Source organism: Chryseobacterium sp. G0201, assembly GCF_003815655.1.
GTDB lineage: Bacteria > Bacteroidota > Bacteroidia > Flavobacteriales > Weeksellaceae > Chryseobacterium.
The window spans coordinates 1461907-1486151 of sequence record NZ_CP033917.1 but is presented as its reverse complement, the minus strand read 5'-3'; the positions used below and the strand labels follow the sequence as shown (position 1 = coordinate 1486151).

At 33.5% G+C, this 24245-nt stretch carries 24 protein-coding genes; 20 read left to right on the top strand and 4 right to left on the bottom strand.

What is annotated here, in order from left to right:
- Positions 1 to 57: 57 nt before the first annotated feature.
- From EG348_RS06580 to EG348_RS06520, 13 genes are all read left to right on the top strand, one after another.
- Positions 58 to 393, top strand: a complete 336-nt coding sequence (locus EG348_RS06580; RefSeq protein WP_072409321.1) for a hypothetical protein — start codon at positions 58 to 60, stop codon at positions 391 to 393.
- 2 nt (positions 394 to 395) lie between these two features.
- Entirely contained in the window at positions 396 to 1250 is an 855-nt protein-coding gene (locus tag EG348_RS06575; protein WP_123981777.1) for a hypothetical protein, read from the top strand.
- Positions 1251 to 1253: 3 nt separating this feature from the next.
- Complete coding sequence (locus EG348_RS06570) at positions 1254 to 2324, top strand: adenylosuccinate synthetase (protein ID WP_123981775.1); 1071 nt, start codon at positions 1254 to 1256, stop codon at positions 2322 to 2324.
- Between the two features lie 158 nt (positions 2325 to 2482).
- Entirely contained in the window at positions 2483 to 2956 is a 474-nt protein-coding gene (locus tag EG348_RS06565; protein WP_123981773.1) for a macro domain-containing protein, read from the top strand.
- A 10-nt stretch (positions 2957 to 2966) separates the two neighbouring features.
- Positions 2967 to 3380, top strand: a complete 414-nt coding sequence (locus EG348_RS06560; RefSeq protein WP_123981771.1) for an ADP-ribosylation/crystallin J1 — start codon at positions 2967 to 2969, stop codon at positions 3378 to 3380.
- On the top strand, positions 3377 to 4018 hold the full coding sequence (locus EG348_RS06555) for a DUF4291 domain-containing protein (protein WP_123981769.1): 642 nt from the start codon (positions 3377 to 3379) through the stop codon (positions 4016 to 4018). The genes EG348_RS06560 and EG348_RS06555 overlap by 4 nt, the downstream gene beginning before the upstream one ends.
- A gap of 5 nt (positions 4019 to 4023) precedes the next feature.
- A complete protein-coding gene (locus tag EG348_RS06550; RefSeq protein WP_123981767.1) occupies positions 4024 to 4530 on the top strand; it encodes an O-acetyl-ADP-ribose deacetylase in 507 nt (168 codons plus the stop codon).
- The gene (locus EG348_RS06545; protein ID WP_123981765.1) at positions 4530 to 5123 is read left to right on the top strand and encodes a hypothetical protein; all 594 of its coding nucleotides are present in this window, start codon (positions 4530 to 4532) and stop codon (positions 5121 to 5123) included. Before EG348_RS06550 ends, EG348_RS06545 begins: the two co-directional genes overlap by 1 nt.
- Positions 5120 to 5806: an SIR2 family NAD-dependent protein deacylase gene (locus EG348_RS06540; protein WP_123981763.1), complete on the top strand. Its 687-nt coding sequence runs from the start codon at positions 5120 to 5122 to the stop codon at positions 5804 to 5806. Before EG348_RS06545 ends, EG348_RS06540 begins: the two co-directional genes overlap by 4 nt.
- Positions 5806 to 6747 (top strand): ADP-ribosylglycohydrolase family protein, encoded by a 942-nt coding sequence (locus tag EG348_RS06535; protein ID WP_123981761.1) that lies wholly within the window; start codon positions 5806 to 5808, stop codon positions 6745 to 6747. The genes EG348_RS06540 and EG348_RS06535 overlap by 1 nt, the downstream gene beginning before the upstream one ends.
- A gap of 10 nt (positions 6748 to 6757) precedes the next feature.
- Positions 6758 to 7303, top strand: coding sequence for an RNA 2'-phosphotransferase (locus EG348_RS06530; RefSeq protein ID WP_123981758.1), 546 nt, complete (start codon positions 6758 to 6760; stop codon positions 7301 to 7303).
- Positions 7304 to 8035: a metallophosphoesterase family protein gene (locus EG348_RS06525; protein ID WP_123981756.1), complete on the top strand. Its 732-nt coding sequence runs from the start codon at positions 7304 to 7306 to the stop codon at positions 8033 to 8035.
- 175 nt (positions 8036 to 8210) lie between these two features.
- Positions 8211 to 9935 (top strand): hypothetical protein, encoded by a 1725-nt coding sequence (locus tag EG348_RS06520; RefSeq protein ID WP_123981754.1) that lies wholly within the window; start codon positions 8211 to 8213, stop codon positions 9933 to 9935.
- A gap of 42 nt (positions 9936 to 9977) precedes the next feature.
- Here the strand turns inward: EG348_RS06520 and EG348_RS06515 are convergent, their stop codons facing one another.
- The gene (locus EG348_RS06515) at positions 9978 to 10859 is read right to left on the bottom strand and encodes a cupin-like domain-containing protein (RefSeq protein WP_123981752.1); all 882 of its coding nucleotides are present in this window, start codon (positions 10857 to 10859) and stop codon (positions 9978 to 9980) included.
- 506 nt (positions 10860 to 11365) lie between these two features.
- Here EG348_RS06515 and EG348_RS06510 point away from each other — a divergent pair.
- The gene (locus tag EG348_RS06510; protein WP_123981750.1) at positions 11366 to 14068 is read left to right on the top strand and encodes a carboxypeptidase regulatory-like domain-containing protein; all 2703 of its coding nucleotides are present in this window, start codon (positions 11366 to 11368) and stop codon (positions 14066 to 14068) included.
- 63 nt (positions 14069 to 14131) lie between these two features.
- On the opposite strand, the gene EG348_RS06505 is transcribed toward EG348_RS06510, so the two are convergent.
- A complete protein-coding gene (locus tag EG348_RS06505; RefSeq protein WP_123981748.1) occupies positions 14132 to 14629 on the bottom strand; it encodes a DinB family protein in 498 nt (165 codons plus the stop codon).
- A gap of 192 nt (positions 14630 to 14821) precedes the next feature.
- Between EG348_RS06505 and EG348_RS06500 the strand changes: the two genes are divergently transcribed.
- The 6 genes from EG348_RS06500 to EG348_RS06475 all read left to right on the top strand — a co-directional run bounded on the left by EG348_RS06500 (position 14822) and on the right by EG348_RS06475 (position 22563).
- The gene (locus tag EG348_RS06500; protein WP_123981746.1) at positions 14822 to 15766 is read left to right on the top strand and encodes a GLPGLI family protein; all 945 of its coding nucleotides are present in this window, start codon (positions 14822 to 14824) and stop codon (positions 15764 to 15766) included.
- Positions 15767 to 15944: 178 nt separating this feature from the next.
- Positions 15945 to 16151 (top strand): ferrous iron transport protein A, encoded by a 207-nt coding sequence (locus tag EG348_RS06495; protein WP_262696709.1) that lies wholly within the window; start codon positions 15945 to 15947, stop codon positions 16149 to 16151.
- On the top strand, positions 16151 to 18184 hold the full coding sequence (gene feoB, locus EG348_RS06490; RefSeq protein ID WP_123981742.1) for a ferrous iron transport protein B: 2034 nt from the start codon (positions 16151 to 16153) through the stop codon (positions 18182 to 18184). Before EG348_RS06495 ends, feoB begins: the two co-directional genes overlap by 1 nt.
- A 213-nt stretch (positions 18185 to 18397) precedes the next feature.
- Positions 18398 to 19423: a DUF4421 family protein gene (locus tag EG348_RS06485; protein WP_123981740.1), complete on the top strand. Its 1026-nt coding sequence runs from the start codon at positions 18398 to 18400 to the stop codon at positions 19421 to 19423.
- Between the two features lie 51 nt (positions 19424 to 19474).
- The gene (gene glmM / locus EG348_RS06480) at positions 19475 to 20857 is read left to right on the top strand and encodes a phosphoglucosamine mutase (protein ID WP_123981738.1); all 1383 of its coding nucleotides are present in this window, start codon (positions 19475 to 19477) and stop codon (positions 20855 to 20857) included.
- 326 nt (positions 20858 to 21183) lie between these two features.
- On the top strand, positions 21184 to 22563 hold the full coding sequence (locus EG348_RS06475; RefSeq protein WP_123981736.1) for a tetratricopeptide repeat protein: 1380 nt from the start codon (positions 21184 to 21186) through the stop codon (positions 22561 to 22563).
- 150 nt (positions 22564 to 22713) lie between these two features.
- On the opposite strand, the gene EG348_RS06470 is transcribed toward EG348_RS06475, so the two are convergent.
- Together EG348_RS06470 and aat are read right to left on the bottom strand one after the other, a co-directional pair.
- Positions 22714 to 23598, bottom strand: coding sequence for a DMT family transporter (locus EG348_RS06470; RefSeq protein ID WP_123981734.1), 885 nt, complete (start codon positions 23596 to 23598; stop codon positions 22714 to 22716).
- Positions 23585 to 24238 carry a leucyl/phenylalanyl-tRNA--protein transferase gene (aat, locus tag EG348_RS06465; protein WP_123981732.1) on the bottom strand — a complete coding sequence of 218 codons (654 nt, stop codon included), beginning with the start codon at positions 24236 to 24238 and terminating at the stop codon, positions 23585 to 23587. The genes EG348_RS06470 and aat overlap by 14 nt, the downstream gene beginning before the upstream one ends.
- Positions 24239 to 24245: the final 7 nt, after the last annotated feature.

The window sequence follows — 24245 nt, the reverse complement described above, 5'->3', positions numbered from 1 at the left end:
GGAAAACTATGCAGTTTTTAATTAGTGTAAAATTAACACAAATAAAGATTTAAAAACATGGAAGAAGACTTAAAACCCAGATTTATCGAATCATTACAAAGAAATAATGACCAGATAAGAGAAGATCGAGCCCGAACCATCGGGGAAGATTCAGAGTTGATATACAGACGCCGAGTTGAAGATATTGAATTGAAAATCAAAAGACTGGAACGCGAACAGGAGGGTCTTATTGACATCAGTCCGTTAGACAAAAACAGTTTAACATTTGCCGATTTTCAGCCGGAAGCATTCGTTCAGAAAGACATAGAATTATCATTAACAATCAGAAATTTAAATATTCAACTAGAAGTTTCAACAAAAAGGTTTGAATATTTATTTGGTAAAAAATTTTAGTTATGGGAAGTACAAGATACGACATGGACGCTCGTTATGACAGAGCAAGAAAAGAAGGGTATGCATCAAAATCTGCAAGTGAAATTTTCACTCAGAATGCAAAAAGAATGGCGCACGAATCAATGAATCCTAAAGGTATTTCTTTCAGAGAATCAAGGGATTCTGCGGTTCATCCGAATTCTGTTCCGATTATTTTAGGACTGGACGTAACGGGAAGTATGGGACATATTCCTCATGAATTGATTAAAGAAGGTCTGCCCAAATTAATGGGTGGAATCATTCAGGGAGGCGTTCCCGATCCCGCACTTTTATTCTTAGGAATTGGAGATCATGAATGTGACGGTTATCCTTTACAGGTCGGTCAGTTTGAATCTGGAGATGAAGAATTGGATATGTGGCTGACAAGAACTTATATTGAATCAGGCGGTGGAGGAAATGCAGGTGAAAGTTATTTATTGGCTTGGTATTTTGCTGCTTTTCACACCAGAACGGATGCTTTTGAAAAGAGAAATCAAAAAGGATTGTTGTTCACGGTAGGCGATGAACCTTGCTTGAAAACACTTCCTGCTTCAGCGATCAGAGAAATTATGGGAACCGGTCAACAAACCTTTACTCATAACGAATTGCTGAAAGAAGCTCAAAAAAAATATGAAGTTTTTCACATCAGCGTTTTGCATTCAGATGGTGCGATGAGAGCGGATAAAGGATGGAAAGATCTTTTAGGACAAAACTGTTTGTCAATTGATGATTACAGAGATGTTCCGAAAGTAATTAAAGATGTAGTTTGCAGTAGATTTAGTGGAGATTATTTCAAAACTAAAGATTTAGGTGATTTTAATAATATTCAAATGTTTTAAAAAATGAAAACAGCACAAATAATTATAGGCTTAGGTTTTGGTGATGAAGGAAAAGGAATCACTACAGATTTTCTGGCTCAGCACAATCCTGAGTCTGTAGTTATTCGGTTTTCTGGCGGACAACAGGCGGCGCATACGGTGATGATTGATGATAAAAAGCACATTCATTCAAGTTTTGCAAGTGGAGCGTTGCGGGGGTTGCCGTCTTATTTTACGGAACATTGCACAATTCATCCGACTTTCTTATTTAATGAAAGAGAAGAATTAATCAAGAAAAACGGAAATATTGAGTTGCATATTCATCCGTTAGCAAAAGTAACAACACCTTTTGATGTTTTAAGCAATCGAAAAAATATCAAAAATCTAGAACACGGAACTTGCGGAAAAGGAGTTGGAGCTACGATGAAGAGAAATGAAAGTCCATTTAAATTATTTGCGGTTGATTTGATTGCTTCAAGATCGATGCTGATTGAAAAATTAAAAGGAATTGCCAATTATTACGGTTTTGAAGAAGGAGAGGAAATCCAAAATGCTTTACAGGATTTTTTAGAAGCCATTGATAAAATTGATTGGAAAATAGAAGGTTACTCATATCTAAATTTATTTAACAATCTTATTTTTGAAGGAAGTCAGGGAATTTTATTAGATATGGATCATGGCGTTTTTCCGAACGTAACATTTGCCAATACCACTTCAAAAAATGCGTATGAAGTTTGTAAATTGTTGAAGATTGAAAATGTAGAAATGTTTTATGTCACAAGATCGTATTCAACCCGTCACGGAAGCGGATGGATGAGCAATGAAAAGGATTTAGCATTAAAAAATAATGAGGAGGAAACCTGTGTTTTTAATGAATATCAAAAGAATCTTCGTTTTGGAAATTTGGATTATGACTTATTAAATTATGCTCTGAAATTAGACGAAGCTTATGTTTTTGCTAATAAGAAAAACCTGGTGGTGACTTGTCTGGATCAAATGGATGAGGAATTTAAAATAGAAAATCTTAAGGTGAAATTTGATGCCATTTTTGGATCTTATTCTCCGTATTCAAAGGATTTTAAAAGAATTAATTGATGAAAAATATTGATTAATTTTAAAAGAAATAAATTAAATGCAAAAACACAAATCAATAGGAATGGGCTTTAGCCCATTTTTATAATGAATAAAATTTAAAGGCTTTAGCCAAAACTTAAAGAACAAGATTATTAAAATAAAAAACACATTATTTAACCATGAAAACTATAAATTATTTAAAAGGAGATGCAACAAATCCTCAAACAAAAGGAAATAAAATCATCATTCATATCTGCAACGACATCGGAGGTTGGGGAAAAGGTTTTGTAATGGCAATATCCAGAAAATGGGAGAACCCAGAAACTGAATATAGAAAATGGTTTCAAAGTGGAGAAAATTTTAATCTTGGAGAAATTCAAATAGTTCAAGTTGAAAAAGATATTTTGGTTTGCAATATGATTGGTCAACATAAAACGATCTCAAATTCCAAAGGAATAGCTCCAATTAGATATGAAGCTGTAGAAAAATGTTTAGAGAAATTAACTGATGAAGCTTTAAAATTAAATGCAAGTGTACATATGCCAAGAATCGGTTGCGGTTTAGCAGGAGGAAATTGGGAAGAAATTGAGCCAATTATTGAAAGAACATTGTTGAAGAATAATGTGGAAGTATATGTTTACGATTTTGAATAAAATTAAAATAATGAAAACAACAACACTTTACAGACCAGTCGGAGAAAAGGAAATGGTTTTAATTTTAGAAAGCAGTTTCAAAAAATTTCCACCAAGATTAGAATGGCAACCGATTTTCTATCCTGTTTTAGATGAAGATTATGCATCAGAAATTGCAGAAAAATGGAATACCAGAGACGAAGCAGGAAATTATCTCGGTTTTGTAACCAAATTTGAAGTACTGGAAGAGGAGGTAATTAAATATCCCGCACAAAATGTCGGAGCCAGAAATCATAATGAATTGTGGATTCCGGCAGAAAAATTAGAGACTTTCAATCAGGCGATTATTGGAAATATTGAAGTGATAAAAGTATTTATTGGAGATAATTTTAAAAATCCTGCAAATACTGAGATCGGAAGCTTGATTTTAAACTTAAAACAATGAAAATCAAACTAAAAAAATATAAAGAACAACTACAGGATTGGCCTCAAAAAGGGCATCACATCATGGCACAATATGATGATGAGAAAATTATAGTGTATCAGTCTTATAAAAGAAAAATAGGTGAATTTACAGTTAAAAATCAATATTTTGGAGGTGAATTCAGTTTGGAAAGAATGACTTGGATAAAACCAAACTTCCTTTGGATGATGTATCGAAACGGGTGGGGAACAAAAGAAGGACAAGAATATGTTTTGGCGTTACATTTAAAAATGTCTGCTTTTAAAAGATATTTAGAAAATGCTGTTTATTCTTCTTATGATCATAATTTGGAAATTTCCAGAGAAGAATGGCAAGATCAGATAAAAGAATCTTCTGTGAGATTGCAATGGGATCCGGATCATGATCCTTTCGGAAATAAATTGGAAAGAAGAGCAATTCAAATTGGTTTAAGAAATGAATTTACCCGTTCTTTTGCTAAAGAAGATATTATTCTGATTGAAGATATTTCAGACTTTGTACAAGAACAACATCATTTTGTTCTGAATAATAGTTTGGAAAATTTAATAATTCCTGAAGAAAAACCATTAGTTTTTAATGATGAAAATTTAAATAAAAAATTAAGATTAAACCAAAACTAAATACCATGAAAATTGAAGTAACATTAGGTGACATCACAAGAATCAAAGTAGATGCAATCGTCAACGCAGCCAACTCTTCGTTATTGGGTGGAGGTGGAGTTGACGGGGCTATTCACCGTGCAGGTGGAGATGCGATTTTGGAAGAATGTAGAAAGATCAGAAACAGACAAGGAAAATGTAAAACTGGAGAAGCGGTTGTAACGACAGCCGGAAATCTTCCTGCAAAATATGTCATTCACACCGTTGGACCGGTTTGGAATGATAATGAAAAAGAAAGCTCAGAGTTATTGGCGAATTGCTATAAAAACTCTTTGAAATTAGCAGAAAGTTTAGATGTGAAAACAATTTCTTTTCCAGGGATCAGCACAGGAGTTTATGGCTTTCCAAAAGAATTGGCAGCGAAAATTGCTGTTGATGAGGTGAAAAAATTTCAGTCAGACAACATTGAAAAAATAATTTTCGTCTGTTTTGGAGATGAAAATGAAGAAATCTATAAAAAGCTTTTAGAGTAATGGAAATATATAATTTCAGATTTGTAGATGATCCTAAAAATCAAAATCTAGGACTGACAATTGAAGAAATAAATCTTCTTCAAAAGGAAACAAATCTGAGATTTCCGAAAATTTATATTTTTTACCTTCAAAATGCTGGAAAAAGCTCAAATGTTTTTCAGGTTGAAACAAATGCAAACAAATTACAAAAAATTCAAAATGAACTAAGATTAGAACTAGATAAACTTAATTTATTACCTAGTGAAAATATTTTATGTATAAAAAAGTATGAAGGGTATGATGAATATTTTAAATCAAATTTTGAAACCTATTATTTTTTTAATCTTTCTGAAAATAAATGGAATCCAACACTTTATATTTTTGAAGAAGTTTGTATAAATGATCTATGGAATGCTTTTGAAAAGAGAATAACAAAAGCTAAGGAAAACAATTTCATTAAATTCATCAATGAAGAAACAGATAAAAAATATGGAATAAGAATAAAAAAACATTTAAAAAATATTCCGTTATATATAATTTCGATACCAATAACTATTATTTTGCTGATAATACTTGCCTTTCAAATTTTGAAAGATAAAATTTTAAACAAATGAAAAAACTAACCATATTAAGCGGTGCCGGAATCAGCGCCGAAAGCGGAATAAAAACATTCAGAGACGGAGATGGTCTTTGGGAAAATCATAGTATAACGGATGTAGCAAGTCCGGAAGGATGGAGAAAAGACAGAGAATTGGTTCTGGAATTCTACAACCAGAGACGTCGCCAAATCCATGAAGTTGAACCGAATGACGCACACAAACTCGTTGCAGAATTAGAAAAACATTTTGAGGTAGAAATTATCACTCAAAATATCGACGATCTTCACGAAAGAGCGGGATCAACAAATATTCTTCACCTCCACGGAGAGTTGTTAAAATCTTGTTCATGCAACAATAAAGGTTTGATTTACGAACAAAAAGATGATATCAAGGTTGGAGACAAAGCAGAAGACGGAGCTCAATTAAGACCTTTCATCGTTTGGTTCGGGGAAGATGTTCCCTTGATGAAAGAAGCAACGAAAAAAGCAAAAGAAGCCGATATTTTCTTAGTAATAGGAACTTCTTTGCAGGTTTATCCGGCGGCTGGATTGCTTCATGACATTAAAGATGATTGTCTGTTGATTGTCATCAATCCCAACGAAACAGGCTTCGGATACGGACAAAGAGCTGTCGTAATGAAAGAAACCGCAACAAAGGGGATGAAACTATTATTTGATAAGCTTGTAAATTTAGCCTAATGGAAAACAGTGTAAAAGCCGGAATTTTCGGAGTTTGTATTGGCGATGCTTTGGGCGTTCCGGTTGAATTTAGAAGCAGAGAGCAATTGAAACGTTCTCCTGTCACAAAAATGAGAGCTTTAGGAACTCATCATCAACCTGCGGGAACGTGGAGTGATGATAGTTCCTTGGCTTTATGTCTTGCTGAAAGTCTTTGTGAAGGTTATGATTTAGAAGATATATCTTTGAAGTTTTTACAATGGTACAATGCAGAAATATGGACTCCTCACGGGAGAGTTTTTGATATTGGTATTGCAACAAGACAAGCTATTTACAAAATAAGTAAAGGCTACACTCCTCAATTATGCGGAGGAACAAGTGAGTTTGATAATGGTAACGGCTCTTTAATGAGAATTTTACCATTATTATTTTACATTAAAGAGCTTCCGATCGAACAACGATTTGATAAAGTTAAAGAAATCTCTTCAATCACGCATGCACATATTCGTTCTGTAATATCTTGTTTTATTTATTTGGAATTTTTATTAGAAATTTTGAATGGGGCAGAAAAATTTGAAGCTTATCACAAAATGAAATCAACAATAAAATATTTTCTAGATAATAATCCAATTTGTTCTCAGAGTGAAATGGATAAATTTGAAAGAATTTTAAACAATAATATCTTTGAATATGAAGAAGAAAAAATAGGTTCAAGCGGATACGTTCTTCACAGTTTAGAAGCTTCATTATGGTGCTTTCTAAACTCAGAAAGTTATTCTGAAGCAGTGTTGAAAGCAGTAAATCTAGGAGAAGACACCGACACAACCGGAGCCATCACAGGCGGAATCGCGGGAATTTATTATGGTTTTGAAAATATTCCTGAAGAATGGATTGCAGAGTTGGTGAGAAAAGAGGATATTGAAAATTTGTGTGAAAAATTAGAAAACAAATTAATGAAATAAAAACACAACCATGAACGAGCAACAAAAGAAAAAAACAAGCAAATTCCTGAGCTACGTTCTCAGGCATCATCCCGAACTCATCAATTTGAATTTGGATGAAAATGGATGGGCAAATGTTGATGAATTAATCACAAAATCAAAAAGAGATTCTTATGAAGGCTTTACCTTTGAAGAATTAGATGAAATCGTACAAACTAACGAAAAAAAGCGCTTTGCTTTTAATGAAGATAAAACAAGAATCAGAGCCAGTCAGGGGCATTCGATTGAGATAAATTTAGCTCTAATTCCGCAACGACCACCTGAATTTCTGTATCACGGAACGGCTCAAAGTAATATCGAATCCATTTTAGAAAAAGGAATTGAGAAAAGAAGTCGACAACATGTTCATTTAAGTCAGGATAAAGAAACGGCTACCAAAGTAGGAATGCGCCACGGAAAACCTATTATTTTGACGATTAAGACACAAAAAATGTTTGAAGATGGAATCGAATTTTACCTTTCAGATAATGAAGTTTGGCTGACGGATTTTGTAGATGCAAAATATATTTCAAATTAAATGAAAAGAACATTAGTAATTGGCGACATTCACGGAGGTTTGAAAGCTTTACAACAGGTTTTTGAAAGAGCCAATGTTACCGAAAATGATAAATTAATTTTCCTCGGAGATTATGTCGACGGTTGGAGCGAATCTTCCCAGATCATCCAATTTTTAATAGAACTTTCCGAAAAACAGGAATGTATTTTCATCAAAGGAAATCACGATGCGTGGACTGAAGATTGGCTTTCTTTAGGTGGAGATCCTGATGTCTGGCTCTCCAATGGAGGAAAAAGCACGGTTGAAAGTTATGCTGATTACGCTTTGGAAGAGCTGGACAGGCATTTAGAATTTTTCCAGAGGATGAAAAATTATTACGTTGACGAAGAAAACCGCTTGTTTATTCATGCCGGTTATTCTTCTATGCACGGCCCTGAAAAGGAAGTCTATTCCAGCAATTACCGTTGGGACAGAACCTTGTGGGAGACCGCCGTTGCAATGGATAAAAAGCTGTCAAAAAACTCCAATTTATATCCTAAAAGATTTCTTCTCTACAATGAAATATTCATCGGACATACCCCAACTTTACATTTAGGCATGAAAACTCCCATCCACAAAGCTAATATCTGGAATCTCGATACAGGCGCAGCTTTCACTGGAAATTTATCCATTATGGATGTTGATACCAAAGAATTCTGGCAAAGCGATCCGCTTCCATCGTTATATCCAAATGAAAAAGGGAGGAATAATTAAAAGTTGGATAAACGCAAAGATTTTTAGAAAGTTTTCAGACATAAATTTTATTAAAGATAAAGTCTTTGCGCCTTAAAATATATTGAATTGTAAAAAATTGCGCCCTTGCGCTTAACCCAATATTAAATTTCGAAGATTTATTTTCAGTAATTTTGAAACTCGAAATATCACTTCCATGAAACTGAAATATCTCTTATTTTTCCTAAGTTCATCCTTATTTTTAGCACAAAATACTTTTCAGACCCCTTTTGAAAAAGGAAATGGAAATCAAACCGTTACTTATGACGAAATGAATTCCTATTATCAAAATTTAGCTAAAAACTTTAATGAAATTCAATATCTTAAAAAAGGAGAAGACGATAACGGAAAACCAATTTATGTTGTCGTTTACAACCCTTTTCCCGAAAAAGATTTAGATAAATTAAGAAAAGAAAAAGCAATTCTCTTCGTCAATAATGGAATTCATCCTGGTGAACCGGACGGAATTGATGCAACGATGATGTTGATGCGAGATTTAGCTACAAAGAAAATCAAAACTCCCCAAAATTTTGTCATTGTAGCCATTTCAGCGTACAATGTGAGCGGAATGTTAAACAGAGGATCTTTTTCTAGAGCCAATCAAAATGGACCTGAACAATATGGTTTTCGAGGAAATGCCCGAAATTATGATTTAAACAGAGATTTCATCAAAGCAGACTCTAAAAATGCCAGAAGTTTTCAGGAAATTTATCAATGGCTGAAACCTGATGTTTTTATTGATAATCATGTGAGCAACGGAGCTGATTATCAATATACTTTTACCTATATCTCAACTTTCAAAGAACGCTTGGGAAATGTATTGGGAGAATATTTTTACAATAATTATCAGGCTAAAAATCTTGAAGATCTAAAGAAATTAGGCTACGAAAGCACGCCTTACGTCAATATTCATGGGGATGTTCCAGAGGTTGGCTTTGCTTCTTTTGAAGATTCTCCGAGATATTCTACAGGTTATACGACCTTGTTTAATTCTTTAGGAACCGTTCCAGAAACGCATATGTTGAAGCCTTACGACAAAAGGGTGGATGCGACGTACAAATATATGCTCGTCAATCTTCAGAATTTAGATAAAGAGTATAAAAAAATAAAACAGCTCCGAATCGAAAATTTAAAACAATATCAAGCCGGAAAGCAGTACGGAATCCGTTGGAAAATAGATTCCACGAAATATTCTACGATGGATTTTAAAGGATATGAAGGAAAATACAAGCCAAGTGATATTTCCGGGAAGCCAAGATTATTTTATGACAGAAATAAACCTTTTACAAAGAATATAAAACTGTTTACAACGGCGGTTCCGACAGGTTATATTACAATTCCAAAATATTATGTAATTCCGCAATCGCAATATAAAGTGATTGAAGAATTTAAAAGAAACCAGATTCAGATGAAACCGCTTCAAAAGGATAGTATAATCGCAGTTGAATCTTATAAAATTAATGATTTTAAAACGGTTAAAAACCCTTACGAAGGTCATTATCTTCATTTTGAAACAACAGTTGATAAATCCAATAAAAAATTAAATTTTTCAGCCGGAGATTATATCGTTCCAACCAATCAGGATGGTGTAAAATATATTATCGAAACATTAGAACCGGAAGCATTAGATTCTTTCTTCAACTGGAATTTCTTTGATGGTATTTTAGCGCAAAAAGAATATTATTCAGCCTATATTTTTGAAGATACTGCGGCAGAACTATTGAAAAAAGATAAAAATTTAAAACAAAAATTTGAAGCCAAAAAAGCTTCCGATAAAAAATTTGCAGATGACGGAGAAGCTCAATTGGACTCGGTTTACAAAAACTCTCCTTATTTTGAAGAAAAAACTTTCAGACAATATCCGATTTACAGGATTTTATAATGGTAATAAAAAAGACGTTTCAACTTGAAACGTCTTTTTATTTTATCTGGGTAAGCCTCTTTTTAATGCTAATTCAGCTCGTTTGATGGCTACTTTTTCTTTCCAATCCATGTATTTCTTTTTGAAATTTGATTTCATGATATCATCAAACTTACGCTGAACCGTAAGATTCCATAAAGAATTTGCTTTTACTGCCCAAGATTTGTCCCAGGCTCTTAAAGAAAGGGAGAAACTGCCATCCAAATATTTCATCCAGTGCCACCAGCCTGTCGGCATAAACAATGTATCACCATGCTCAAGATAACAGTCGATACCTTCTACACCATCCAAAGCAGGGAATTTCTCAAAATCAGGATGTTCAATGTCATAATCTTCCAGCGCATAAGTTGCATATGGCAGTTGATACAGTCTTTCTTTCCATTTGTTTTCGAATAGCATAACATGCTTTCTTCCATTGAAATGGGTGTGGAAAATATGCGCTAAATCGATGTCAAAATGCAGGAAAGTCACAGAACTCTGGCCTCCGAAAAACATACTTGGATATTTATCTAAGAAACCACCCATCAATTCTTTTGGAGAAATATATTCTTCAAGCAATTTGGGAGCGTGTTTTATAGGATCGAAAAAGAAAATTCTAAGATCTGTAGGCTCTCTTTGGATGAGGTCTATATAATCTGCAAATTTCATTTTAGTAGTAGGTGTATTGATGGGAGCTGCAGGATCGGCCTTTTTAGAGTCATAAAGAGGTACTTCAACATCTCCAACCACTTCCTTTACATAATCCATCGTCCATTTTTGATAGGCGGGCCATTTTTTCGCCATATTTTTTATGACAACGGGCCTTCTTGGTTTTAGATATTTTTCGTAGAATTCTTCTTTAGAAATGTCATCTACAACATCTATAGGCTTTAAAATAATTCCCATTTCTATAAATTTTATGTTACAAAATTATTAAATTAAACCGTATCAAGCTGAGTTTAAGTTTTTTTTAATCTATGATTCAAATCATTTTTTTAAATACTTAGAATAAATAAAAAAAAGATTGTTCAAAAAAGCTTTATTCATGGGTATATTAAAAAGAAATACCCTGTAAAAAGAATTACAGGGCAAAAACACAAATTGATTGAATAAAAATTCATTCGGTACGAATATATAACATCTTTTTTATATGCAAAATGAGGTAAAAGTTAATATTAGTCACTGTTATCTGGGGTTATGATTCAATTATTATTGCAAAAAATTACTATTAATTTAAATATAAATGTCATAAAAGAATATTCTTGAAATTTTTTTTATTTTTAAAATAATCAAAAAAAATTATCACTATGTTTGTAGTGATATTATGGTTTTAACCTTTTCTATAAAAATACATCTTTATAGAAGTGTAACAAAAAACGGTAACCATTAACTAATTAATCAAATAATAAATTATGAAAAAGAATGTTTCCTTATTTCTGATGCTTTTTTTCTCGGTGCTTACGTTTGCCCAGAAAACTGTTTCGGGGAAAATAACGGATGAAGACGGGATTGCAATACCAAGTGCAAGTGTAACGGTTGAGGAACCCGGAAAAGATGCCATTTTAGCATACGGAATCACCAATTCTAAAGGAGAATATAAGGTAACATTCACTTCTGCTGAGGCTAATGTAGATCTTAAAGTGAAGGCTTTTAATCAAAAACCATTAACAAAACAGATAACAAACAGTGACCAGACGTTAACTTTTAAAATGCAGTCTGAAGCCACAGAAATCAAGGAAGTACAGCTTAAAACAAAAATGATCACATCAAGAGGCGATACCATCGCTTATGATCTTAAAGCATTCGACAGTAAAAGTGACAGAACTCTTGCCGATGTAATGAGAAAGATCCCCGGAATTGAAGTGAATACAGACGGAACAATTCTATATCAGGGAAATGCGATCAATAAATTCTATGTCAACGGAAAAGACTTAATGGAAGGCGGTTACGGAACAATCAACAATTCGCTTCCAAAAGATGCCGTACAGAAGGTTGAGGTTCTGGAAAATCACCAGCCTGTAAAAATTCTTCAGGACAAAGTACCTTCCGATGCAGCAGCCATTAATATCAAACTGAAAAATTCGGTTACCATGACCGGTAGAGGTGAAGTAGGAACAGGTTTTGGAGATCCCTGGCTTTGGAATGTGAAATTAACTCCAATGTTTTTCGGACAAAAGAGCCAATGGGTGGTTAATTACAAAACCAATAATATGGGAGAACAAGTGGAAAATGAAGGGAATATTTTGGCCTTCGGAAGCAGATTTGAAGGAAAAAGAATCAACGCATCCCAAAATGACTGGCTGAATGTAGAAAATGCTGACACTCCAGACCTTCCTGTAAAAAGATATTTGATGAATAATGTTCATTATTTATCAGCCAATTATCTTACCAATATTGATAAGAAAAAAGAATGGGAACTTAAAGCAAATGCTAATTATACCAATAATGCAGTAGAAAGAGAAGCTTACAGTCAGAGAGATTATTTTGGAGGAAGTTCTAATATTACAAATATTTTTAATAATTTTTATACAGATAAAGCAAAAGGAGAATTGATATTTACAAAGAATGCCAAAAAAGGATTCTTTAAAAATACTACAAGTTTCTCTCAATACTGGAATGCGGATAGAGGAATGGTTGATAGGACAGATCCCAAAACAGGTAAACTCACACATGCAAATGAAGCAATTGAATCTCCTACAACATCATTTCAGAACTCATTAAGTACAATTATTCCCTGGAAAGAGAAAATGGTAAATCTTTTATCTTATGTAAGTTACCAAACGGATAGACAGACTTTGGAAGTTTCTCCATCATCTTATTTGGATATTCCTGGATTTAATCCTGTAGCCAATACAGATTTTGCCAGACAAAACTTAAGACTTAAAACTTTTGAAGCCAATCATTCTGCCAATATTGGGTTTTCTGTAAAAGGATGGACGTTTACTCCGGAGGTTGGATTTAATTTTAAAAGTACAGATATGGTTTCAGATTTGTCAAATATTAAAGCAATTCCATCTACTGATCCTAATATTTTGGACCCTACGCCTGAAGCATATTTTAATGATTTAAAATACACAACAGCTACACCTTACGGAAGCGTAGGAGTAAATTATAAGAATGATTCTTGGATGCTATATGCTAATTTTCCGGTAAATTCTAATAATATTAAAGCTGAAGACCCGTTAAGAAAAGTTTCAAAAGAAGTAAATAAAGTCACTTTTGAGCCGAGTATTTTTGCTCAATATACTTTTGCCTCTTTCTGGAAAGCTTCGGTAAATGCTAATATTAACAACAATTTTGGAGAAATAAACACTGCTTATTCAGGATTCTTAATGACATCACCAAGTGGTATCAATACTATGGATAAAGACAATCCAATTCCTCAGAATAATAATAAATCTGCCGGAACAAGAATAGAATATAGAAACCCATTGAATAATTTATTCTTCAATATTAATTATAGATTTTCTGACGCAAAAAGAAACTTAATTTCAAATCCGGTAATTAATGGAGCTGGATATACTATAATGAATTACAAAGTGCAGGACAATCATGTATTAAATAATGGGTATAGTGTAGAAGTAGGAAAATATTTTCCAAAGTTTAAAACAAATGCTTCCCTTAGCTATAGCAACAATACAACGAAGTCTGATGCATTCTTAAATAATGATGCTTTTACGAATAAAAACAATGGTCAATCATTTGGTATTAAGTTTAATAACACGTATTTCAGCTGGATGAGTATTGATTATAATGCAAGTCTTTCTAAGACAAAACAAACCAGTGTTGGAGAATTAAACTCTAATGCTACCAGAACAGGATTTACCCATAATCTTGGCCTTTTCTTCTATCCTATCGAAAACCATACGGTTGGATTTAATTGGGATCAGGTGAACACCAATGCAGCCGATCAAAAATACCATAACGGATTCTATGATGTGTCATACCAATTTACTTGGGCTAAAAAGAAAATTGATTTTGAACTGAAATGGATGAACATCGCCAACAAAAAAGTATTCGAAACATATGATATTAATACCACGAATATTACTTACACAAGATATCAGCTTCGACCAAGCCAAGTCATGTTCACCGTAAAATTCAACTTTAAATAAAAAAGAAAAACCAATCTCACTGAGGTTGGTTTTTTTATAATATCTAATTTAAAGTCCAAAACTTTAAAATTGCTGATGATCCGCAGAAGGACCATAACTTCCTGGAAGCGGAATGTCATTCAGTCTGTAATAAACGCCCAATTGCGCCCGGTGATGCGTAATTTGATTTAAAGAATGACGGATTGAGCCATATTTTGTCCATTTTGCCAATTCTTCTCCATTGTTTTTTAAAGCCCACGTTGAGGTCAAGTCATCTTCTTTTGCATTGTCAATTGCAGTAATACTGGATTTGTAATTTTCATCAAGTTTTTGAAGCAGATCCTCTTTTGTAGAAAGTTTTTTAGGCTGATAATCTGTATTTGCAAAATCCAGATCTGAGGTTTTTAGCATTGTATCTGCCCAACCGAAAACTTCCACAATATGTGTTACGAGATGGGTCATACTCATGCTTTTTTCGTGAGGTTTGTAATCATTTTTGTCTTCAGGATAAACTTCGAAAAACTTTTTAGTTGTCTGATACTCGGCTCCGAGCTCATCTTTAAATTGTGCTAATGTGTCCATACTATTTTGTTTTTTAGGTAATTTAAAGTTAAGATTTTTAGTGACTTTAATATTGTAATGAAGTCATAAATTTTAAAAATTCAGTTTCTAATTTGTTTTAAATCAGTTGTATAAATGCATTGAGAAAATAAAATCAAATAAAAACTGTAACAAAAATGTACAAGTGCTAACTAATTAATAAACATTTTAAAAATGAAAAAGTTCTTTTCAGTATTTTTTATCGCTCTTGTTACTTTTGTGAGTGCTCAGGAAAAAGATTCTAAGGAAACAGCCAACCGTTTCTTTTATGAATTAACATTTAAACCTAAAAAAGATTCAACGAAAACAGATAAGGTAATTACCATTTTGGATATTACAGATAAAAACAGATCTATTTATCAGGACTATACGGTGATTGCTCAGGATTCTATCATGAAAATAGAAATTGAAGCCATGCAAAAAGCCGGGATCATGAAAGATTTATCTAAAACACTTAAAACTCCGAAAATTTCTGCAAGGATTTATAAAATTTATCCAAGTATGAAAATTCAGTATGTAGACAAAATCGCGAACGGATTTACGCCTGCCAATATCGGTTATGACGAAAACTTGAAACTTAATTGGAAAATTGAAAACGAAAAACAAAAAATAGGAGCATATAATACGCAAAAAGCGACTACTGAATTCGGTGGAAAACAATGGACGGCTTGGTTTAGTGCAGACTTACCTTTTCAGGACGGACCATATAAATTTTACGGACTCCCTGGTTTGATTGTAAAAATTGAAGATGCAGGAAAAAATTATTCTTGGGTTTTACAAGGCAACAAAAAGGTAAAAGATTATACTGAATATTCTTACATTGAAAACCTGATGCAGGCGAAAGGTGGTAAAGTAAACGTTCTGTCAAGAGAAAAGTTTGAAAAAACATTTAATGATTTTAAGAAAGATCCTTTTGCAACCGTAAGACCAATGATGACACAGGAAATGATGTCGAAATCTATCCCGGGAATGGACGGAACAATTGGAGACATGATGAAGAAACAGGAAAAGCAGTATAAAGACTTCTATAATGCAAACGACAATCCTATTGAGCCAGATTATGGGAAATTAAATGTTGGAAATTTAGAAAAAGTAGGAAAAGAGAAAGATTCAAAATAGCTTCATATCAACTAAATTATATCTGATAAACCCAAGTGTAGCAATACGTTTGGGTTTATTTTTTTAACAAAACGTCGTTATTTAGATTAAATTTAAATAACTTATATTTGCATCTACAAAAAATCAGGCTTTGAAAGAGAAGGGTTTACATAAATTGAGCGGATTTCCTAAAAACAAAATGGGAAAGATTCTGGGGTATGATGATGGTCAAATGAAGATGCCGAGTAAGATCATAGAAATGGGTCTTTTACCGGATACTGCATTCAGAATATTGTATCAGGCGCCGTTCAATGGGCCAATGTATGTAGAATTTGGAGAAGAGAAAAGCCGAATTGCCCTTCGTGAAGAAGAAGGTAGTTTTATCATTGTTGAAGAATTGAATTAATGCAGGATACTCAAAAAAAACAGGTACTTTTAGTAGGAAATCCTAATGTAGGAAAGTCAACGGTTTTCAATACGCTTTGCAACAAAAAACAGAAAACCGGGAATTATGCTGGTGTTACCGTAGCTAGTCATTCTGGAAATTATGTCTATAAGAATGAAGAGGTTGAAGTAGTCGATTTACCGGGTTCATACAGTATCTATCCAAGTTCAGAAGATGAGGCTATTTTTTCTAAATTTCTTATCGATGAACAGGAAAATTATGCAGGAGTTATCTATATTCTTGAAGCTTTAAGTTTAAAAAGAGGACTTTTGCTTTTTCAACAGATTCAGGATTTAGGAGTTCCAATGATCTTGGTAGTTAACCAGATCGATCAGGCGGAGAGAAGAGGAGTGAATATTGATATTCAAAAATTTTCTGAGGCATTAGGAATTAAAATCATCCAAACCAACGCTAAAGAGCAAATTGGAATTGAGGAAATAAAAGAAGCTGTTTTAAATAATGAGTTTTTAAAGACAGATAAAGCTTCTTTTGAAACACCCAGCGAACATACAAATTTTATACAAAAATTAGTTTCACATAAAAGTTTTGACAGCGAATATAAAGCTTGGATATCAGTCTCTTCGGGAGTTGATTTAAGTAAGATCGAATCAATGAAAGATGTTTTGAATGATTCTGATGTTAAAAGCTTAGTTCCTAAAAGATTACAAGTTAAGGAAACCATCAGAAGATATCAGAATATTGATAAGGTTTTAGCTAATGTAATTTCTAAAAAGCCACAATTCAAAGAATTACTTACTGAAAAATTAGATAAAGTTTTAGTACATAAATTCTGGGGATATGTTGTTTTCTTATTAATTCTATTAATCATTTTCCAAAGTGTTTTCTTTTTGGCAGAATATCCGATGAACTGGATCGATGATTTCTTCGCCTGGCTATCAGCTTTCACGGGAGAACACCTTCCAGAAGGACCTTTAAATTCATTAATCTCAAACGGAATTATTCCTGGATTAGGCGGAATCATGGTTTTCGCTCCACAAATTGGGATTTTATTATATTTCTTGTATTTACTGGAAGATTCAGGATACATGGCGAGAGTTATTTTCCTGATGGATAGATTCTTACGGCCTTTTGGGCTAAATGGGAAAAGTATAGTCCCGTTAGTTTCCGGAACGGCTTGTGCAATTCCTGCAGTAATCTCAACAAGGAATATTGAGAACGTAAAAGAAAGATTATTAACTATTTTGGTAACACCTTTCATGACGTGTTCTGCGAGACTTCCGGTTTACAGTATCATTATTGGTTTAATTATTTCAGACGGAACTTTCTTCGGAATTCAATATAAAGCATTGGTTTTACTCGGGATGTACCTTTTAGGGTTCATGGTAGCATTACTTTCTGCTGCTATTCTTAAAGGTTTTATTAAAAATAAAGGTAAAACATACTTGGTAATGGATTTGCCAACGTATAAAAAACCGCTTTTCGGATATGATTTTAAAATGGTTTTAGGTAAAGTTTGGGAGTTTATAACCGGCGCCGGAAAGATCATCTTCATTGTAAGTATCATCATCTGGTTTTTAAGTTATTTCGGACCAAAACAGAAGCCTAATGAAGTTGTGGCAGCGAATGTTGAGCTTGATCATTCTTACTTGGCAAAAATGGGAAAAGCAATCGAGCCCGCTATTGCGCCATTAGGTTATGACTGGAAAATGGGAGTTGGAATTATCACAAGTTTCGTAGCAAGAGAAGTTTTCGTTGGGACAATGTCTACTCTTTACAGCTTGGATAACGATGCTCCGGAAGGAAAAGTGATCGATAAAATGAGACACGATGTAAAACCGAATGGCGAAAAAGTATTCAATTTTGCGACCGGGGTTTCCGTGCTTTTATTTTACGCATTTGCAATGCAGTGTGTTTCTACACTTGCAGTAGTTTACAGAGAAACCAAAAGCTGGAAATGGACTGGCTTTCAGGTGGTAATGATGACAGGTTTGGCATACTTTGTGTCGATGATAGCATATCAAATATTAAAGTAATGGATTCTTCATTAATTTTTCAATATATAATTATTTTTCTTGTAGTTGCATTTGCGTGCTATTCTTTATTTAAGATTTTGAGGAAGAATTTTGCACCAAAGAAATTCAGTTCAAAAAGAACGGGTTGCGATAAAGATTGTGGCTGTTCTTAGATTCGTTTTAAATAGTTATTAGAAAAATTGTTGTAATTTTCCAGAATAAAACATTTCTGACTTGAAAAAAACAACACACTTCCTGCTATGTTGTCTTTTAGGATTTTTTGTAAATGCTCAAAAACAGACAGACAGCACCAAAATCATTTCCTATGAAGATCAGGTGATGGTCAGATTGAATTTTGACACGAATATTGAGGACTACATTGCTACTTATAAGGACGAAGAATTTTCCAGAACCAAATTTTCTATTAATAATAACATCAGTACCTCTTTATCACTTGATTATAAGATCATAAGTGCCTCTTTCTCATTTGCTCCAAATTTTATTCCCGGAAATAATGACAATAATTTGAAGGGTAAAAGTTCTTATTCCGATATTAGATTCAGATTTTTTCCTAAAAGCTTTATTCAGACTGTTTATTATAGAAACATGAAGGGGTTTTATTTGAAAAACACGAAGGATTTCGATCCTGATTGGCAAAAAGGAAAAGATCCTTACTTACAGCTTCCTGATTTAAGAATTCAAAGTTTTGGAGGAATTACTGCTTATTCTTTCAATAAAGATTTTTCTTTAAAAAGTATTTATTATCAGAGAGAATGGCAGAAAGAAAGCAACGGAAGTTTTGTTCCGGCTTTGGAATATGATCTTACTTTTTTTAAAAATAAAGATACCGACGATCTAAAAAGCGTAGAAACACAGTTTAATCTTGGAGCCAATCTTGCGTATTATTACAATTGGGTGGTGACGAAAAATGTTAATATTTCACCTTTTGCATTTGCAGGCATTGGAGGTAAATGGTCTAGTTATCAGGAAGATTTAGAAAATGGTTCGAAATCCGAGAAAGAAAAAAATAAATATTTCACAAAAAAATTCGGTGGTGGAATTCATGTAGGTTACAACTCAGAAAGGTTTTTGTTTGGAGGGAAGTTGAATTTTATGTCATATAATTACAAACAGGATGCTGAGTCTCGAGTTCAAAACAATAATACGTACGGGTTAATCTATGTCGGGTATCGTTTTGCACCCCCAAAAGTTGTGAAAAACAGTTACAATAAAATCCAAAAAAGGGTTCCGATTTTATAAGTATCTTTGCTTGGAAATTTAAATAAATTAATTAAAAAATATACAGATAAGATGTCGTTAATCAAGTCTATTTCAGGGATTAGAGGTACAATTGGAGGGAAAGTAAATGATAATTTGACGCCGCTTGATGTGGTAAAATTTGCGTCTGCTTTCGGAACATGGCTTCAGAATAATAAAAATAAAAAAGATTTAACTTTAATCATTGGTCGTGATGCAAGAATTTCCGGTTCAATGGTTAACTCACTGGTTACAGCAACGTTACAAGGACTGGGGATCAATGTGGTTGATCTTGGACTTTCTACTACGCCAACGGTTGAGATTATGGTTCCTGAGTTGAAAGCAGACGGAGGAATTATCCTTACCGCTTCTCACAACCCAAAACAATGGAATGCGCTTAAATTATTAAATGAAAAAGGAGAATTCATCACCGGAGAAAACGGAGCAGAAGTGCTAGCTTTGGCCGAAAGTGAAGATTTCAATTATGCCGAAGTTGATGATTTAGGCAAGTATGAAACAAGAGATGATGCTTTTGATATTCATATTCAGCAGATTTTGGATTTACCGATGGTAGATGTAGAAGCAATTAAGGCTAAAAAATTCAAAGTGGTTTTAGATGCAGTAAATTCTACGGGAGGTATTGCGATTCCGATGCTTTTAGATAAATTAGGTTGTGAGACCGTAAAATTATATTGCGAACCAAACGGACAGTTTCCACACAATCCTGAACCGCTGAAAGAGCATTTGGGAGACATTTGTGAATTAATTAAAAAAGAAGGTGCCGATGTTGGGGTTGTTGTAGATCCCGATGTTGACAGATTAGCCCTGATCGATGAAAATGGCGAAATGTTTGGTGAAGAATACACGTTAGTTGCCGTTGCAGATTATTTATTGAAAAATAAAAATGGCGTGGCAATTTCAAATCTTTCTTCAAGCCGTGCTTTAAGAGATGTTGCGCAGAGCCACAATTCAGAATATTTTGCTAGTGCTGTAGGAGAAGTAAACGTTGTTACTTTAATGAAGGAGAAAAATGCAGTGATCGGAGGCGAAGGAAACGGAGGAATTATTTATCCTGAACTACATTACGGAAGAGATTCTTTGGTGGGTGTTGCTTTATTTTTAACTCATTTAGCTAAAGAAAACAAAACTGTTTCTGAGCTAAGAGCTGGATATCCAAGCTATTTCATGGGTAAAAAGAAAATCGAATTAACACCGGAGATCAACGTAGATGATATTTTATTTAAAATGGAAAAAGAATATCAAAACGAAAACGTTTCTACGATTGACGGAGTAAAAATAGACTTTGAAAACAACTGGGTTCACCTTCGTAAATCGAATACAGAGCCGATTATCAGAATTTATACAGAAGCTAAATCTCAGGAAGAAGCTGACAAACTAGGAGATGATATCATCGCTAAAATTAAAAGTTTGATTTAAAATAATAATAAGAACGGGGCTTGTGGTTCCGTTCTTTTTTTATATTAACAGATTAATGTTTAATTATTAAATGAAACAAAGCCAATAGCAGAAATAGGTTGGGAATGTTAATTTTGTAATAACTCCTATTTATTTATCCACAATCCTTTCATCTTCTTATTCTTTTCACTATCTTTAGTATAGAAATTAACGAAAATGTATGTCGAAAAAAATTCGCAACTTTGCATACATTTTGAAACAGTAAATTTCAGAAGTAATATTAATTTAAGAAGTTTGTCGATGTCTGCAAGTAAATTCAGACGTTGGGCCGACGATAAGACACGCTATTGGAAGAATATTTTGGAAATGAACTTGTGAAAAAGTTCGAAGAAATGATGGAAAATAATGATGAATTCTACTTTGATACAGAAGAGTTGGAGGATATTATTGTTTATTATCTGGAGTTGGGCGACTTTAATTATGCTGATAATGCAGTAAATTATGGTCTTAAGCTTCATCCTAATTCTTTGGACATCAAGATTAAAAAACTTGAAGTTCTTTTAGAATGGGAAGAGTATAATGCGGCGAAAGAGCTTATTGACGAGTTGAAGGCTTCATCTATGGAGAATACAGACTTTTTGGTTTGCTATGCAAAGTATTATTCGAATTTAGGAAACCCTAAAAGATCCATTGAAATCTGTAAAAAGGCATTAGAATTAAAAGAAGAAGAGAATTTTCTTCACAATTTTATTGCAGATGAATATGTGAACTTAGGAGATCCTTTTAACGCTCTTAAACATTACAAAAAAGCATTAAAAGAAGATCCAACAGACGAATATCCGCTGGAAAATGCCATGATCTGCTTTAGTGAACTGAACAAGAGTGAGGAGGCAATTGCCTTTCTGAATGAATATTTAGATGATTTTGCTTATTCTGAAACCGCTTGGTTTGAATATGGACAGTTTTATTTCAACAGAAAGAATTACGAGGAAGCGATAAAAGGATTTGATTACTTATTGGCAATCAATTCATCTGCCGTTGGAGTTTATGCCAATAAAGCAGCTTGTTATGAGGCTTTAGGTCAATACAAAAAATCAATTGAGATTTATGAAGAAATGCTCGAGTTGGAATATACAAAAGCGTTTACATTTTATAAAATTGGTTTATGTTATAAAGCTTTAAAACAGCCGATTATGGCTTTGAACTCGTTCCAGAGATCACTGAGAGAAGACCCTCAGTTTTATCTTTCTATGATGGAGCAGTCGTATTTATACGAAGAAATGGGTGGAATGTCGGAAGCTTTGCATTTTGCAAAAGAAGCTACTCATCTGAATGAAAATAATCTTGATTATCAAAAAAGATTAGCATTTTTATTTATTGATTCCGGGAAATTTGAAGAAAGTCTTGCTTGCTTGAAAAAGCTTGTTGAAGCAGAGCCTTCAAGATTCTATAATTGGTATGCTTATTCCGAAGTATTAATGCTTTTGGGAGAATATGATGAAACTGTTACGCTTTTAAATGCAGCGGTAGTTTCACATAACAGAGCAGAATTATATTATCAGTTAAGCAACTGTTATTTTAACCTGAAAAATCAGGAAAAAGGAATTGAATCTCTCCAACTGGCATTAAACCTGGATCCTACTCTTGCGCCGGATATGCAGAAAAAATATCCTTACATCAAAGATGAGGTGAAAAAGGCTAAAGCTAAAGTGAGAAAGAAAAATTAGAAAAGAAGAAGTTTGATGATCGCAGAGGGAAGTTCTGAACTTTCATTAAAAATCAACAAGGTTATTCTTAGCTAAACTTTTATTCTTAAAATACATCTTAATGGTTTAAAATATTAAGATTAAAATAAAAATCCTGCAGCAATGCGGGATTTATTTTTTTATAGCAGGTTTGGCTCTTAAAAAGATCAATCCGGCAATAATTACACTTGCGCCTATAAATTGCAAGACAGTTAATTTTTCGCCATCTAAAGTGCCCCAAATTATAGCAACAATAGGCATTAACAGAGTTACTGTTGAAGCAAAAAGGGGAGTCGAGACTTTCAGTAATCTGTAATTCATCATCATTGCTAATCCTGTTCCGAAGATCGACAATAAGCTCACAAACATTAATCCCGTCAGATTATCCTTCGAAAAACTGAAGTCTGAAAAGAATCCTGTGAAGCTTAAAGCAATTAATGAAGGAAAAAATAATACAAAAGAAAATACAAAAGCGGATAATACAGTGGAAGAGACTTCCATCAGCTTAGATTTTACCGTTGTTGTACTTAGTGCGTAGCATAATGTTGCCAATAATAGAAGTAGGATAGGAATAAGCTTAAAAGTTGTACCGTCACCACCTCCAAAAGCGAGTAAACAAACTCCTGTAAAGCTTATAAACACACCGATTATCTGTTGTTTTGTGGTTTCGAACTTCCAGACCAAGGCACCTACAATAATGACAAAAATAGGCATCATTGAATTGATAATTCCAGCAATACTGCTGCTGACTTCAGTTTCCGCGATGGGAAATAAAAACATTGGGATAAAGTTACCTGTGAATGCCGCTAAAATTAACCATTTCAGATGTTTTTTAGGAAATAATTTATATTTAGAAATGGCGATCGGCATTAAAATAATTCCGGCAATAAGAACCCTTAATGCTCCCACTTCAAAAGGATTAAAATGTTCTAAAGATTTTTTAATTAAAATAAAAGATGAGCCCCAAATAAGACTGAGTATGACCAAAAGAATCCATTTTTCTTTATCTGCGTTCATTGTTTTCGTGTAAAATTTTTAAAAATTCTTTTTTAGGAATCATTCTGGCGCCTAAACTTTCTAAGTGGTCTGTATGAGATTGGCAATCAATAAGTTCAAGGTTGTTTTTGTTGCTTTCAACAAAATGGATAAATCCTGCTTTTGAAGCATTGCTCACTTTTGCAAACATGCTTTCTCCGCAAAAAACGTTGCCAATTTGTAGCCCATAAAATCCTCCAACCAATTCTCCGTCCTGCCAGACTTCGATGCTTTTTGCTAACCCGTATTCGTGAAGTTGAATAAAAGATTCCATAAGTTCATCCGAAAGCCACGTCCCGGATTGTCCTTTTCGGCTTATTTCCTGACAGCTTTTAATTACTTCCCTAAAATTTTGGTTTTCCGTAAAGGTAAAAACATGGCGATCCAGTATTTTTTTCATGGATTTTGAGATTTTCAACTCTTCAGTAAATAAAACAAATCTTGGATCCGGGCACCACCAAAGGATTTCTTCATCGGGATTATACCAAGGGAAAATTCCCAATTGATAGGCAAACCATATACGCTCGATAGATAGATCACCACCAAAAGCAATAATTCCGTCATGGCCATGATACAGCTCAGGATCGGGGAATGAAATCTCGTTTTCGTCTAATCGAACCATTTTTTGT

What these genes read in the sequence shown, in the direction of transcription:
- EG348_RS06555 (WP_123981769.1), top strand. Translation starts at nt 3,377, where the DNA reads ATGAAAATCAAACTAAAAAAATATAAAGAACAACTACAGGATTGGCCT.
- feoB (WP_123981742.1), top strand. Translation starts at nt 16,151, where the DNA reads ATGCAGGATACTCAAAAAAAACAGGTACTTTTAGTAGGAAATCCTAAT.
- EG348_RS06500 (WP_123981746.1), top strand. Translation starts at nt 14,822, where the DNA reads ATGAAAAAGTTCTTTTCAGTATTTTTTATCGCTCTTGTTACTTTTGTG.
- EG348_RS06495 (WP_262696709.1), top strand. Translation starts at nt 15,945, where the DNA reads ATGGGAAAGATTCTGGGGTATGATGATGGTCAAATGAAGATGCCGAGT.
- EG348_RS06525 (WP_123981756.1), top strand. Translation starts at nt 7,304, where the DNA reads ATGAAAAGAACATTAGTAATTGGCGACATTCACGGAGGTTTGAAAGCT.
- aat (WP_123981732.1), bottom strand. Translation starts at nt 24,238, where the DNA reads ATGGTTCGATTAGACGAAAACGAGATTTCATTCCCCGATCCTGAGCTG.
- EG348_RS06560 (WP_123981771.1), top strand. Translation starts at nt 2,967, where the DNA reads ATGAAAACAACAACACTTTACAGACCAGTCGGAGAAAAGGAAATGGTT.
- EG348_RS06530 (WP_123981758.1), top strand. Translation starts at nt 6,758, where the DNA reads ATGAACGAGCAACAAAAGAAAAAAACAAGCAAATTCCTGAGCTACGTT.
- EG348_RS06540 (WP_123981763.1), top strand. Translation starts at nt 5,120, where the DNA reads ATGAAAAAACTAACCATATTAAGCGGTGCCGGAATCAGCGCCGAAAGC.
- EG348_RS06565 (WP_123981773.1), top strand. Translation starts at nt 2,483, where the DNA reads ATGAAAACTATAAATTATTTAAAAGGAGATGCAACAAATCCTCAAACA.
- EG348_RS06520 (WP_123981754.1), top strand. Translation starts at nt 8,211, where the DNA reads ATGAAACTGAAATATCTCTTATTTTTCCTAAGTTCATCCTTATTTTTA.
- EG348_RS06550 (WP_123981767.1), top strand. Translation starts at nt 4,024, where the DNA reads ATGAAAATTGAAGTAACATTAGGTGACATCACAAGAATCAAAGTAGAT.
- EG348_RS06575 (WP_123981777.1), top strand. Translation starts at nt 396, where the DNA reads ATGGGAAGTACAAGATACGACATGGACGCTCGTTATGACAGAGCAAGA.
- EG348_RS06510 (WP_123981750.1), top strand. Translation starts at nt 11,366, where the DNA reads ATGAAAAAGAATGTTTCCTTATTTCTGATGCTTTTTTTCTCGGTGCTT.
- glmM (WP_123981738.1), top strand. Translation starts at nt 19,475, where the DNA reads ATGTCGTTAATCAAGTCTATTTCAGGGATTAGAGGTACAATTGGAGGG.
- EG348_RS06470 (WP_123981734.1), bottom strand. Translation starts at nt 23,598, where the DNA reads ATGAACGCAGATAAAGAAAAATGGATTCTTTTGGTCATACTCAGTCTT.
- EG348_RS06535 (WP_123981761.1), top strand. Translation starts at nt 5,806, where the DNA reads ATGGAAAACAGTGTAAAAGCCGGAATTTTCGGAGTTTGTATTGGCGAT.
- EG348_RS06545 (WP_123981765.1), top strand. Translation starts at nt 4,530, where the DNA reads ATGGAAATATATAATTTCAGATTTGTAGATGATCCTAAAAATCAAAAT.
- EG348_RS06570 (WP_123981775.1), top strand. Translation starts at nt 1,254, where the DNA reads ATGAAAACAGCACAAATAATTATAGGCTTAGGTTTTGGTGATGAAGGA.
- EG348_RS06505 (WP_123981748.1), bottom strand. Translation starts at nt 14,629, where the DNA reads ATGGACACATTAGCACAATTTAAAGATGAGCTCGGAGCCGAGTATCAG.
- EG348_RS06515 (WP_123981752.1), bottom strand. Translation starts at nt 10,859, where the DNA reads ATGGGAATTATTTTAAAGCCTATAGATGTTGTAGATGACATTTCTAAA.
- EG348_RS06580 (WP_072409321.1), top strand. Translation starts at nt 58, where the DNA reads ATGGAAGAAGACTTAAAACCCAGATTTATCGAATCATTACAAAGAAAT.